This is a genomic window from Anaerolineae bacterium (assembly GCA_025062375.1).
Taxonomy (GTDB): Bacteria; Chloroflexota; Anaerolineae; order SpSt-600; family SpSt-600; genus SpSt-600.
In genome coordinates this window covers 34023-47288 of sequence record JANXAG010000001.1, presented here as the reverse complement: position 1 = coordinate 47288, position 13266 = coordinate 34023, and the positions used below count along the sequence as shown (strand labels likewise).

The following is a 13266-nucleotide window of genomic DNA, read 5'->3' as shown; positions in this document are numbered from 1 at the left end:
CCAAGCTTTAGACCCAGCCGTGACTGATTTAACGCACCCCCAGGTCTCCGAAGCAAAAGCGTTGCCAATTTTATCACCAATTTTCCCGCCTTTGGAGAGGTTTTTTCCCGGCTTCAGTTCTGGACAGTTCGCTACTTTTGTGCTAAACTCCTACCCCAAGAAAGGAGGGGTTCCATGATTGTAGAACGCATCACAGTGGGTCCACTTCAAACCAACTGTTATGTTGTTGCCGACGAGCTCAACGGCAAAGGGGTGATAATTGACCCCGGAGGGGATGCGGGAAAAATCCTCAGGGTAGTAGATAAACTTGGGGTTAAAATATCTCTGGTGATAAACACCCATGGCCATTTTGACCACATAATGGCCAATAAAAACATTATTGAAGCCACTGGCGCCTCTCTCGCCATCCACAAAGAGGACGAAAATCTATTGCGAAAAGGAGGCGGGCTACTTTTCTTAGGGCTTATCGCCTCAAGTCCTCCTCCGGATCTGTACCTTCAGGAAGGAGATGTGGTAAAAATCGGCAAAGCTTACCTCAGGGTCCTCCACACTCCCGGCCATTCCCCGGGAAGTATATCCCTTTATTCCCCGGAAGAGAACATCCTTTTCAGTGGTGATGTGCTCTTTTACATGGGTATCGGGCGTTGGGATTTCCCCGGCGGAGATTACCACGTTCTCATGGACTCCATTCAGAACAAACTCCTCACCCTGCCCGACGAAACCATCGTTTATCCCGGGCATGGTCCCTCCACAACTATTGGCCAAGAGAAAACTCATAACCCCTTCCTGGTCAACTTATGAAGCCAGGTATACCCCGAAAGCTATGGATACGAACTTGGTTTCAGGGGGATCGGCCCGGGATGGAAGGACCAGGGGACATTTAGCCCCCACTGCAACCCCTGCCATTTTGCCCCGAGCAAAGTAGATTATAGCTTTGGCCAGGATATTGCCGGCTTCTATGTCAGGAGCGATTATGATGTCAGCGTCGCCGGCTACATCGCTTTTTATGCCTTTTATTTCAGCTGAACGAGAGGAGATAGCATTGTCCAAAGCCAGAGGTCCATCCACTATCCCGCCTTTTATCTGTCCGCGTTGGGCCATCTTGGCTAGGTTAGCTGCATCCATGCTGACGGGAATTTTAGGGTTTACCATCTCTGTGGCCGCCAGAATGGCCACTTTGGGGCATTCTATTCCAAGGGCATGCGCCACATCTATGGCATTCTGGACAATCTCCACTTTCTGTTCCAGGGTGGGGGAAACCACCACCCCTATATCGCTTATGAATAGCAACTTGTCCCAGCCCGGGATCTCGAAGATGCTTACATCAGTGACCAATTTCCCGGTGCGGAGGCCTTTTTCTCTGTCCAGAGCCGCTCTTAAAAGGTGGCCCGGCTGAGCCAGACCGTTCATTATAAGGTCTACCTGGCCAGTTCTGGCCATTTCCACCACCCGAGCACAAGCTTCCCGTTCGTTGCTCTCCTGAACAAGCTCAAAATCGTTAAGGTTAACCCCCTCGCGAGCAGCAATTTCCCTTATGAGCTTCACCTCTCCCATAAGGATGGGGATAGCGATCCCTTCATCGTAAGCTTTTCGCGCCGCTATGATTGTAGCTGGTTCATGGGAAAAAGCAATGGCTAAGCGTTTAGGACCTCGTGTTTTGGCTGCCTCTACAAGCTGAGCGAAATTCCTTATGGCCATATCCACACCTCCTCTTCTTTGGGCATAGAGGGAAGGTTAAACTTCTGGAATTCCCGGTTGAAGCCTTCTGCCAGCTTTATTTTTTCTGCGGGGGAGATAAAAGCTCCCAAAATGCCGTTCCTGATTACCGCCAGAAGCTCTTCCTGCGTTATCTTCAATCCCCTGAGAGCCAGCAAATATTCATCGGTCAAGCTTGTGCCGGAAATTCCAGGGTCATCGGTATTTAAAGTTACAAAAACTCCGAGGCGGAAGAGGGCCATAAATGGATGCTCCTCAAGCCTTTTGACGGCGCCCGTTTGAAGGTTGCTGGTCAGGCACATTTCTAACACAACTTTTTTGAACATAAGTAGGTCCAGAACGTTCACATCTTCAATGGCTTTGACTCCATGGCCGATCCTGTGAGCCCCCAGGATTTCCACTGCTTCGTATATGCTTCCTGGCCCGGTAACTTCTCCAGCGTGAATGGTTATGCCAAGGCCTTTGCGACGTGCCTCCCTGAAAAGGGAGGCGAAAGGGTAAGCTCTGTAGTTAACTTCATCGCCTGCCAAGTCCAGCCCCACCACTCTCTTACCCCTGAGTTCCAGAGCCAGTTGGACTAACTCCTTCGCCGTATCCAGATCAGTATCCCTCGTTATAGTTATGAGGAAATTGAGGCGAATTTTCCTCTCTTCAGCAGCCTTCAGACCCGCTTCAATGACCCATTCGCTGACCTTCCGGATTGGGAAACCCTGCATTTGAGCTAAAGCTAAGGGATTAAACCTCAATTCCAAATAACGGACGTTATCCTCGGCAGCGTCTACAACAGCTTCGTAGGCGATCCTCTGGATTGTTTCCCGGCTGGAATAAATGCGCCTTAGAATTCGGAATTTTTCTAGAAAAGCATGGTAATCCGGTGTTTCCCGCTCGTTCACCTGGACATAACGCCGGAGTTCTTCTGGATCGCGTGTAGGCAGAGGGATTTGTTCTCGCGTGGCTATCTCCACTATGGTGGAAAAACGGATAGAGCCCTCCAAGTGGCGGTGCAGATCTACTTTGGGGAACTGCTTTATTTTTTCTCTGAGCTGAGGAAAGAACATGGCTTCCTCATTAAGCTGGAGCTAAAAGGACCCCCAGAGCTATAGATATGAGCTTGGTCTCATGCGGGTCGGAGCGAGAAGCCACTATCAGTGGGCATTTACCTCCGACTACTACGCCGGCCATTTTTCCCCCGGCAAAATAAGTTATAGCTTTGGCCAGGACGTTCCCTGCCTCTATATCCGGGGTAATGAGGATATCGGCCTTGCCTGCAACAGGGCTCTGGATTCCCTTTATCCTAGCCGATTCCTCACTTATTGCGTTATCCAAAGCCAGAGGGCCATCCACTATTCCCCCTTTTATCTGGCCTCTGTCGGCCATTTTAGAAAGGTTAGCTGCATCAAGGGTAGAGGGGATCTTGGGGTTCACCATTTCCGTAGCAGCCAGAATAGCCACTTTAGGGCATTCTATTCCCAGAGCCTGGGCCACGTCTATGGCATTCTGAACTATGACCACTTTCTCTTCCAGGGTAGGTGCCACCACGACGCCGGCATCGCTTATGAAGATAAGACGGTCAAAACCGGGAATTTCAAATATTCCGACGTGGGTCAGAAGTTTCCCCATCCTTATGCCTATCTCTTTATCCAGAGCAGCCCTGAGGAAATGACCTGTTTCCACCTTTCCTTTCATAGCCAGCTGGGCATGGCCAAGGCTGACCAGCTCCATAACCTTTCGGGCAGCTAACATGGGATCAGGTTCATGGATTACCATCATGCGTCCCAAGTCAATGTCTTCCTCGGAAGCGATGCGACGAATTAGAGAGTGATCGCCCACAAGGATGCACTCAGCCAAGCCAAGCCTTTCCGCATCCTGGGCCGCCAGGAGGACTTCTTCCTCATGGGCTGCAGCAATCGCTACAATTTTGGGGCCTTTTCGGCGTGCTTCCTCCATAAGCTGGCCGAAAGTGGTGATAGCCATAATAAGCCTCCTCAAGCCTTAGGTATTACGAAGTAAAAAGTGCTGCCTTTCCCCAGTTTGCTCCTGGCCCAGACCTTTCCACCATGGGCCTCCACTATGCTTTTTACTATGGCCAGGCCAAGCCCCATGCCTCCGAACTGGCGCTTGGAAGAGCTATCTACCTGATAAAAGCGTTCAAAGATTTTATCCAGCTTATCCTCAGGTATGCCTATACCTGTGTCTTCTACCTCCGCCTGGATATACTCTCCCATGTCTTTGAGGCGCACTGTTATAGTCCCACCGTTGGGACTGAATTTTATAGCGTTATTGATGAGGTTGTCAAAAACCTGAATGAGCCGGCTTTTATCGCCCATCACCGGGGGAAGACCTGGAGGTATTTCTATCTTAAATTCAATCCCAGCGCTCTGGGCCATGAAAGTAGCAGAGCGAACGGACAGATGGGCGATTTCTTCCAGGGAAACTGGCTCAAGCTTCAACTTTTCCCTCTCCAACTTCTGCATGACAATCATCTCTTCCACAAGCCTGGTCATGATGTCCGTTTTTTCGGAAACTATCTCAAGGGCTTCTTCCTGTTCGGGCGTTAGTGGACCCATGGACTTTTCCTTCAGGAGCTCCACGTAACCCTTTATGAAGGTAAGGGGGGAGCGAAGCTCGTGGGACACGTTCTGGAGAAGTTCGCTCTTAAAACGAGACAGCTCACTTACTTCGTCGTAGGCCTTTTTAAGAGCTTCTGCTTTCTCCTTGATGCGTTCGTAGAGGGTGGCATTCTCTATAGCGATTGCGGCCTGAACAGCCACAATGGACAGAAACCTCTCATCGTCAGAAGTAAAGGCATTGGGGATGGTATGGTCAACGCTCAAAGTGCCAATTACTTTGCCCCTTACTTTCAGAGGCACTACCAAAATGGAGCGAACTGAGCGATCAAAGAATATGAAATCGGGTTCAAGCAAAGTATCCGGAACGTAAATGGGCTGACCAAGAGCGACAACTTTGCCGCTTATCCCTTCCCCAACCCGAAGTTTAGCCTCTGTCCGCCAGCGAGAGGTTATTCCACTGGAAGCTCTGATCTCCAGCAAACCGGTTTCTTCGTTCAGCAGGAAGATACAGGCCGCACGGCAATCCATCACGTGCTTTATTATTTCCACAATGGTTTCCAGGACTACTGGAAGCTCAAGGCTCAACATTACCTGTTCAGATATGGCATGGAGGGTGACCATTTCAGCCAGGCGGTTTTCCATCTCCCTTGAGAGGTAAGCCCTGTGGAAAGCTCCTGCCAAAATGCTGCATGCTGAGCTCAAAAAGAGCTGTTCTTCCTCGCTTAGTTTGTAGCCTATAAGCAAAATGAAACCCATGGATTTGTTGCCCAGCTGGATTGGGGCCACAAAAGTGGGCATACCATAGGGTCCTGTTATTTCAAAGGGGCTGTAGCTTTCAAGACGCTCCTCAATAATTCCAGGGCTGATAAAATCCACCAGCTTTGGTTCTTCCCCCCAGCGTGCCACCTGCTTCATTTCTCCTGCCGATTCCAGATAGAGGGCGCCGGCTTTAACTGGAAAGGTCCGGCTGAGGAAATTTCTCGCCGTAATTTCTATCTCATCCAGGTTGAGGCTCAAGGAGATAGTTTTACTTAGGTCATTGAGGAGGGATAGAGCTCTGATTCTTTGCTCTTTTTCCCCAATGAGGGCGAAATTCTCCACTGCCAGTGCTATCTGTTCGGCCAAAACTTCAGCCAAGTAAAGTTCAATTTCATCGAAGTAGTGGGGCGTGGAAAAGGCCAGAGCCATTGCTCCGAACTTTTTAAACCCTTTCTTCAGAGGGAGGGAAAGGACAGAACTGAAAGGAGAACCTGAACCTAACTCTTCAGCTATTACAGCAGCTCCTTTATCTAAAGCCTTAGCCAGGAAACCTCTGGCCCATTCAACCCCTTCCGGGCTTCCCATTGCCCCCTGTTCAAGGAGGTCTATCCACCCAGCGCTGGCTCCAAACAGCCTGACAAGTCCATCCAGAGCTACTTTAATCAGAGATTTGAGATCAGAGGCGGAAGCCATCTGAAGGTTTATCTTCCGGACAAGCTCAAAACCTCTTCTCTGCTTTTGAAGCCTTTCGCTAAGTAAAACATTCTCAAGGCTCAGGGTCAGGTTAGAGGCAAAAGATTCAAGAAGTCTGAGGTGGTGTTCGTCAAAGGCCCCAGGTAAAGGGCTGGATAGGGATAGAACCCCCAGGGGCCCTTCCTTGCCTACCAGGGGTGTAGCCATCCAGGCTCCTGGGGTTCCGTGGAGGGAATAGCTCACCGGCAAAGTTTCCCTTTCTTTCCTCCAATCCTTCACTATAATTGAAGAAAGCAGTTTCAAAACCCATCCTTCTGCCCCCGCCTCCCCTAGTGGCACCCACCTTTCCCCACCCCGGGTCAGAACCCTAAAGCCGTTTCTTTCCTGCCAGTAAAGGGCCAGGATGGGTTCAGCCGCCGGGAAAATTCCCTGCAGTTTTGAGAAGAGATCCCCCACCACATAATCCGGAAACATCTCCCACTACCTTTCCCAGAAAATCCACCCCCAATATTTTATTGTAACCAAAAAAGCCAGAAGCATCCCCAGCAAAAGAGGCCAATGATAAGCCACAGAGTAGAACTGGGATGAGTTCAAGAGAGGGGGCCTCGCTTCTTGAGGGACAAGAAGCAGAGAAGTTTTGATCAACCTGGCAAAAAGCGCTACCATCAGACAGATACCAGCAGGGTAAAAAACCAGATAATAAGGTGGCATTTTTAGAACCTGACCCAGCTTGCGGCTGAGCTCCATAAGCACGAAGCATAGGTATATAGCGCCTACCAGGGCACCAGAACTTAAAAGGGCAACCCCTAATTCTATCATCGTTTCCCCATCATCAGTTCAAAGAGGTAAGCCGCCAGTGCAGAAGTAAGCAATCCTCCCAGGGAAAAGAAGACGTCTCCCCGGAAATCTCCTACGAAATCGCCCCCTTTTCCTGTGTAGATTAAAGCTGCTGCCAGAAAAAGGAAAATAGCCAGGGGATAAAACTGGTAGAAGGTCCTCCGGCCGCTTTTTCTCTCGTAAAACCTGGCGATAAACATCACGACCACCAGAATTAAGCTAAAAAGGGTCCAGGAAAAAAGTTGCAATAAGTTCTCCATGCTCTCTTTATTTCCTTACAAAAGCTTCTATAAAGGATTCAGCCATACGCCGGGGAGTTCCACTCATAAGGCCCTCCCTACCCTCAAACCTCTCCAGGATCTCAATGCCGTTTGGAGTTATCTCAAAGCGGCGTATGTCTTTTGCGTGGTCGCTCCCCCGGAACTTTAGGACAAGGATGGCTTTGTGGATCCGGCTATCTATTTCCACATACCTAAGGAGGATGTAAGAGTCCACGATATAACTTAGCGGATAAGTTCCCGTTTCGCCCCCTAAGAGGGTGGGGCTTTCCCGGGTGAGGATGGCGGTCAGATCCAGGCGCTTCAGAGCATTGACGAGAGAATATTCAAGGTTTCTCAACTCCACGGGGTCAGAAGTTAATCGTTCAAAGTGGGTTATGCTATCTATCACAATCCTTCTGGCCCCCATTTCTATAACTGCTTGCTCCACCATCCCGCTCACCCTTTCCATATCCAGTCTGAAGATTTCAGGGCTGGTCATAATGACCCTGAGCTTACCTTCTTTTTCCAGATTGCGGAAATTCCACCCAAAATTTTCCGCATCTCTATAATATTGTTCGGGGAATTGTTCAAAAGTGATAAGCAAGCCAGGCTCATCAAACTTGACAATACCGTTGTAGATAAATTGCATCCCCAGGGTGGATTTACCTGTCCCTGGAGCTCCCTCCACCAGGTTGACGCTGGCGGGGAAGAACCCTCCCGAGAGCATTTCGTCAAGGCCTGGAATCCCCGTTTTAACCCTTTTCAAAACTCACCTCCTGTCTCTTCAAGATGTGGTAAACCACCCTCACCCTTACCTGGCGATTTTTGCAAGCCTCCAGGAAGTTTTCTATGAGCCTGCGGGTGTTTTCATTTTTCGTGATGGAATAGACCGGAATGCCTGCTACAAGGTGCATTTCCAGAAGCCCTTCCCGAACCATCTCTTCCAGATTTTTAAGGACGCTTTCTACGGACCTCCCACACTGACGGGCTAACCTCTCGGCAGTATCAACGGTGTGGGGGTTAGAATAGAGAAGTTTGAGGAGGTCCCATTTTATAAAAGAATCAATTTTCTCCCTTACGAACTCCCGGAGCTCCGGGTCAAAGCCTTCCAAGAAGTCTTTCTCCTCCATAGTCTGATACCTTTCTAACGTCTGCCCATCGCCTCATCCTGTCGCATATGGCAGTGTTTGTATTTTTTCCCACTTCCACACCAGCAGGGCTCATTTCGTCCAGGGCGTCTCTGACCCTGTGGGACCTGCGCTGGGACAGGAACTCTCAATCGCGGCATCGCAGGTTCTGGTTTCTTCACCGCAACGAAGGTGTAAAGGACTCCCTGGGCTATTTGATCCCTTATCTGAGCCAGGAGGTTCTCATACATTTCATGAGCTTCCCGCTTAAAAGCTATGAGGGGGTTCTGATGCCCGAAAGCTCTCAGCCCAATGCCTTCTTTAAGCTCATCAAGGTCCGTAAGGTGCCTGACCCAAAGGGAATCCACCGCTCTGAGCATTACGAAGCGATCCCGCCCCAGAGCCAATGCCTTAGCTATTGGCTTTTCGAGCCTTTCCCTCAAAGTTCGCCCCAGAGCTGAGAAGGGCTTGCCCTTAATGGATTCCAGCTCCTCCTTCAGTTCTGAAGATATAAAATCATAAACTAAACGGAAGATCGGATTGGGCTCCAGAGAAAGGTCCATGAGGCGTTTGCCCTGTTCGGCCATAGTATCCCAGAACTCGCGGGCCATGGCCGAAGAGAGGGTATCATAGGCCTTTTCAGCCAAAACGTGAAGCTCTTCTTCTATCTGACGGGAGCTTTTGCCTCGCCAGCTATCAGGGGAAGGAAGGAATTCAGGCGGTATCACTGCTTTTACTGCCGAATGAAGGCTTTTCCAATCGGGACGGCCGTCCTCTCCTGAAGCTGCATAGGAATCCACCAGAGCTGAGAGTTTCTCTTTCAGGATATCCATAACGAAGGGCCGCAGGTTCTTCTGCCTGAGTATTTCCCTTCGCTGCCGGTAGATTACTTCCCTCTGTTTGTTTACCACATCGTCGTATTCCAGAACGTGCTTGCGGTAGTCAAAGTTATAGCCTTCCATCCGAATCTGGGCTTGTTCTATGGCTTTCGTAACCAAACCATGTTCGATGGGCATGTCCTCATCAGCCCATACTTTTTCCAGCAGGCCCTGAGCTCCTCCCATCTTTCGCATTAATTCATCCTCCAGAGAGACGTAAAAGCGAGAGGAGCCAGGATCACCCTGACGGCCTGCCCTTCCCCTGAGCTGGTTGTCAATTCGGCGAGCTTCATGGCGTTCTGTGCCAATTACGTGGAGGCCACCGAGTTTTACTACTTTTTGGTGGTCTTCCTGGCATTTTTTATACATCTCTGCCAATACTTGTGCCCAACGAGTGGGGAAACGAACTGATGGGTCCTCGCCACGGCGCAGCATCTTGAGGGCTTCATCCCACTCGGAAGAACGGATCTGGGTTAAATCAAAGCCTTCCTGGCGAAGTTTCTCCCGGGTTAACCCCTCCGGGTTGCCTCCCAGGAGGATGTCAACGCCTCTTCCAGCCATGTTGGTGGCGATGGTGACAGCTCCTGGCCTCCCGGCCTGGGCAATTATTTGGGCCTCTTTCTCGTGATATTTAGCGTTCAGAACCTGGTGGGGTATTCCTTCCCGCAGAATTTTCTCCAGCTTCTGAACATTTTCCACCCCCAGAACCTGCGCCAGCCGGAGGATGTTCTCGTGAGCCAGGATGTTGGGGTTGACCCCCAGTTTCCGCGCCATAGAGTTTATTTCTCTGGGGTCAAGTTTTTCGAGGGGAACGTTGAGGGCTTTGTTCCATTTTTCCCTTTGGCTGGAATCTATGTCGTTTCGAGAGTTTAGAGCATCTCTGAGGATGATGACTCTCGCCAGGTCCTGGAGCCTCTGAGGGGAAAGCCTCGAGCTTAAATGCTCGGATTTCTCTATGGAAAGGGTGCCTACGAGGATCGGTCGATCCTGACAGTGAAGCTGAAGGATTTCTTTGGTTACAGCTCTGAATTTGGCTTCCTCTGTTTTGTAAACTACATCGGGGTAATCAATGCGTATCATGGGTTTGTGGGTTGGAATTACTACTACATCAAGGCCATAAATCTTGTAGAATTCTTCGGCCTCGGTAGCGGCGGTGCCCGTCATGCCGGCAAGCTTTTTGTAAAGGCGGAAGTAGTTCTGGAAAGTAATTGTAGCCAGGGTAAGGCTTTCCCGTTGGATTGGGACTCCTTCTTTAGCTTCTATAGCTTGGTGGAGGCCTTCGGAATAGCGGCGGCCATACATGAGCCTGCCGGTGAATTCATCCACTATTATGACCTCGTTGTCTTTGACGATGTAATCCTTATCCCGGTGATAGAGGGCATAAGCCCTAAGGGCGTTGTCCAAATAAGGTAAAAGGTGGAAATACTGAGAGGAATAGAGGTTTTCAATCCCCAGCATCCTTTCCACCTTCTCAATCCCTTCCTCGGTCAGGGTTGCGATGCGCGCTTTCTCGTCCACCTGATAATCAATGCCGGGGGTAAGTTGCGGAACGAGGTGGGCGAAAGTTTTGTAAAGTTCGGCTGATTCCTGAGCCGGGCCCGAGATTATAAGAGGGGTCCTGGCTTCATCTATAAGGATGTTGTCTATTTCGTCAACAATGGCGTAGTTTAGCCCCCTCTGCACGCATTCTGAAAGGTCCTGGACCATGTTGTCCCGCAAGTAATCAAACCCAAACTCGTGATTGGTGCCGTAAGTGACATCGGCAAGGTAAGCTTCACGCCTGGAGACAGGCCTCAGGTGTTGATAGCGGTCATCTTCGGATAGGTAATCGGGGTCGTAAATAAAAGAGCTCATAGCAGGATCAGCGGCTAAGGATTGAATAACTCCTACTTTGAGGCCCAGGAGGTGGTAAATGGGGCCCATCCACTGGGTATCTCTTTTAGCCAGATAATCGTTTACGGTTACCACATGGACCCCGCGGCCGGTGAGGGCGTTGAGATAAACGGGCAGTGTGGCCACCAGGGTTTTGCCTTCTCCGGTTTTCATCTCAGCCACTTTGCCCTGGTGGAGGACGATCCCTCCCATAAGTTGGACGTCAAAATGGCGAAGGCCTATAGTGCGCTTGGAAGCCTCTCTTACAGCCGCAAAGGCCTTGGGGAGAATGCGATTTAAAAATTTCTCTTCAGCTTTCCTCAGCTCTTCATCCAAGCGGTTGTACTCTTCCTCAAGCTTTTCCCTTAAATCTGGCTCCTCTTCAGCTTCGAGCTCCGCTTTCTTTTCCTCCACCCTTTCCCTCAGCGAGGCTGTTTCTTTGCGAAGCTCTTTCCTGAACTCCTCAGTAAGCTTCCGGAGTTCTTCATCTGAAAGTCTTTCCATTTCTGGTTCCAGGGAGTTAATCTCTTGAACCAGGGGTTCAAGTTTTTTAAGCTCCCGCTCGTTGGATTCGCCCAAGACCGTGCTCAGTAACTTTTTGAGCAATTTATCCTCCTCATTCGTTGAACAGCGCCCCTACCGATACGCCCATGTGGATGCGTCTTATAACTTCTCCAAGCAATGGGCCTATGGATATAACCTGGATTTTAGGCAACCTTGCTCTTTTTTCAGGGCTTATGGGGACGGTATTGGTGACGACGATTTCCTTTATTTCAAGACCTTCCAGGTTTTGATAGCAAAACGGTGGTGAGAAGATGGGGTGGATAGCGCAAGCGTAAACATCTTTGCAGCCGAACTTCTTGGCGGCAGCATAAGCGTGAGCGATGGTGGAAGCGGTATCAATCTCATCATCAACTATAAGAACGTTTTTGTCTTTTACATCTCCAATTATCCCGTAATCAATCACTCTTGAGCCCCCTGGCTCGGTGTACCGTCTTTTTTCCACGATAGCCAATGGGGCTCCAATTCTTTCGGCGAAGTTGCGGGCTCTTCTGACTGCACCAACGTCGGGGGCCAGAACCACGAGGTCGGGAATATTTTTCTCTATGAAATATTCTTCCAAAAGGAAGGAGACGTGGATTTCATCCACCGGTATGTTGAAAAACCCCTGAATTTGAGGTGCGTGCAGGTCCACAGTGAGAACTCTGTCAGCTCCAGCTACGGTTATGAGGTCTGCCACAAGCCTGGCGGTTATCGGCACTCTTGGTTCGTCCTTTTTATCGGTTCGGCCGTAAGCGTAATAGGGAACAACAGCGGTTATCCGCCCGGCCGAATCCCTCTTCAGGGTATCAATGGCTATAAGGAGTTCCACCAGATTGCGGTTTACAGGGGAGCATGTGGGTTGAATAAAAAATACGTCTTTGGCTCTTACACTGGAAAGCAACCGGACAAAGATATTCTCGTTGGGGAATTCAAAGATTTCAATCTTTCCGAGTTCTACTCCCAGGTAGCTGGCGATTTCCCTGGCAAGCTCAGGATGGGCTCTTCCGCTATAGACGGCGAGGTCACCGTACATCTTGTACATATAAGCGCCTCCGCTGAAGAGGTTAAGGTCACTTTTCAATTATATATCAAAACCGGGAGAATTAAAAGAAAGCAGGCTTTCTCTCGGGTTAAATTTCGGCCAACAAGAATTAGCTCGTAGCTTTTAGTTCTCTAGCTCTGATTTCGTCGTAAAGGTGAGAGAGGCCGGCTTTGAGGAGATTGCGCACTTCCTCCTCCTGTTCAGGGGGGTAGGGAAAGAGGGGTAACAAATTGTTCACGAGCCTGGATATATCGGGGCGTCCTTTCCCAGCCAGATAGAATTCCTTTACGGCTCTCCTTACGCTGGTGAGATATTCTATCATCTTGTCAAAAATCTCGGGCCCACAGGGGCTCCCATGTCCCGGGATCACGGTATTTACGGGCAAAGCCTTTAATCGCTTCAGATTCCTGATCCATCTGCCCGACAGGGCCAATCTTAAATCCGGATGGGTTCCCTGAACCGCCAGTGCGCCGGCAAAAAGGACTTTATCCCGGGGCAAATAAACAGCTATGCTGGCTGAAGTAGGTCCGCTTGCTGATATCAATTTAACTATATCCCGACCACGGTGCAGGGTCATGATTCCCTTGAAAGCTAATGTGGGCAAAAAGGCCTCAAAGGTTTCAGGGGGTTCTCCGTCGTAAAATTTCTGGTAGCTTTCTCTAAAGATGAGCTTGTAGTAAGATCTGGCACCGAGCAATTCTTCCCGCATATTATAGTGAGCAATCCTGGGCAGAGGCACTTTTAACAGGCCCAGGAGGCGGAGAGGGTGGCAATCGGTGACCACAACGTAAAGCAATGGTCCGCCGTTAATTTCCTCTAATTCTTGAAGCCATCTATCCACCTCCGCAGGGGAGGGAGGGACATTGACAAGAATTGCGCCTTCTTCCAGCTTTATGAGCCCGACGTTGCCTTCGCGGAAGTTTGTTTCTACAAAGATTTTATCTCCAACCTTTACCATGGTCCTTCTCT

General features: G+C 49.9%; 12 protein-coding genes. 1 reads left to right on the top strand and 11 read right to left on the bottom strand.

Annotated elements, in window-relative coordinates; translation table 11 throughout:
* Positions 1 to 174 precede the first annotated feature (174 nt).
* The gene (locus NZ653_00260; GenBank protein MCS7285561.1) at positions 175 to 801 is read left to right on the top strand and encodes an MBL fold metallo-hydrolase; all 627 of its coding nucleotides are present in this window, start codon (positions 175 to 177) and stop codon (positions 799 to 801) included.
* Here the strand turns inward: NZ653_00260 and NZ653_00255 are convergent.
* The 11 genes from NZ653_00255 to NZ653_00205 form a co-directional block, all read right to left on the bottom strand.
* Positions 796 to 1698 (bottom strand): bifunctional enoyl-CoA hydratase/phosphate acetyltransferase, encoded by a 903-nt coding sequence (locus tag NZ653_00255; GenBank protein MCS7285560.1) that lies wholly within the window; start codon positions 1696 to 1698, stop codon positions 796 to 798. The genes NZ653_00260 and NZ653_00255 overlap by 6 nt on opposite strands.
* Positions 1689 to 2774: an adenosine deaminase gene (add, locus tag NZ653_00250; GenBank protein ID MCS7285559.1), complete on the bottom strand. Its 1086-nt coding sequence runs from the start codon at positions 2772 to 2774 to the stop codon at positions 1689 to 1691. The genes NZ653_00255 and add overlap by 10 nt, the downstream gene beginning before the upstream one ends.
* 10 nt (positions 2775 to 2784) lie before the next feature.
* Positions 2785 to 3690: a bifunctional enoyl-CoA hydratase/phosphate acetyltransferase gene (locus NZ653_00245; GenBank protein ID MCS7285558.1), complete on the bottom strand. Its 906-nt coding sequence runs from the start codon at positions 3688 to 3690 to the stop codon at positions 2785 to 2787.
* 11 nt (positions 3691 to 3701) lie between these two features.
* Positions 3702 to 6212 (bottom strand): GAF domain-containing protein, encoded by a 2511-nt coding sequence (locus tag NZ653_00240; GenBank protein MCS7285557.1) that lies wholly within the window; start codon positions 6210 to 6212, stop codon positions 3702 to 3704.
* A gap of 6 nt (positions 6213 to 6218) precedes the next feature.
* Positions 6219 to 6557 carry a hypothetical protein gene (locus NZ653_00235; GenBank protein MCS7285556.1) on the bottom strand — a complete coding sequence of 113 codons (339 nt, stop codon included), beginning with the start codon at positions 6555 to 6557 and terminating at the stop codon, positions 6219 to 6221.
* Positions 6554 to 6835: a hypothetical protein gene (locus NZ653_00230; GenBank protein MCS7285555.1), complete on the bottom strand. Its 282-nt coding sequence runs from the start codon at positions 6833 to 6835 to the stop codon at positions 6554 to 6556. Before NZ653_00230 ends, NZ653_00235 begins: the two co-directional genes overlap by 4 nt.
* A 7-nt stretch (positions 6836 to 6842) precedes the next feature.
* Positions 6843 to 7601, bottom strand: coding sequence for an ATPase (locus NZ653_00225; protein ID MCS7285554.1), 759 nt, complete (start codon positions 7599 to 7601; stop codon positions 6843 to 6845).
* On the bottom strand, positions 7588 to 7965 hold the full coding sequence (locus NZ653_00220; GenBank protein ID MCS7285553.1) for a hypothetical protein: 378 nt from the start codon (positions 7963 to 7965) through the stop codon (positions 7588 to 7590). Before NZ653_00220 ends, NZ653_00225 begins: the two co-directional genes overlap by 14 nt.
* 14 nt (positions 7966 to 7979) lie before the next feature.
* Positions 7980 to 11318 (bottom strand): preprotein translocase subunit SecA, encoded by a 3339-nt coding sequence (locus NZ653_00215; protein ID MCS7285552.1) that lies wholly within the window; start codon positions 11316 to 11318, stop codon positions 7980 to 7982.
* A gap of 10 nt (positions 11319 to 11328) precedes the next feature.
* Positions 11329 to 12297 (bottom strand): ribose-phosphate pyrophosphokinase, encoded by a 969-nt coding sequence (locus NZ653_00210; GenBank protein MCS7285551.1) that lies wholly within the window; start codon positions 12295 to 12297, stop codon positions 11329 to 11331.
* A gap of 109 nt (positions 12298 to 12406) precedes the next feature.
* Positions 12407 to 13255 carry an MBL fold metallo-hydrolase gene (locus NZ653_00205; protein ID MCS7285550.1) on the bottom strand — a complete coding sequence of 283 codons (849 nt, stop codon included), beginning with the start codon at positions 13253 to 13255 and terminating at the stop codon, positions 12407 to 12409.
* Between the last annotated feature and the right edge of the window lie 11 nt (positions 13256 to 13266).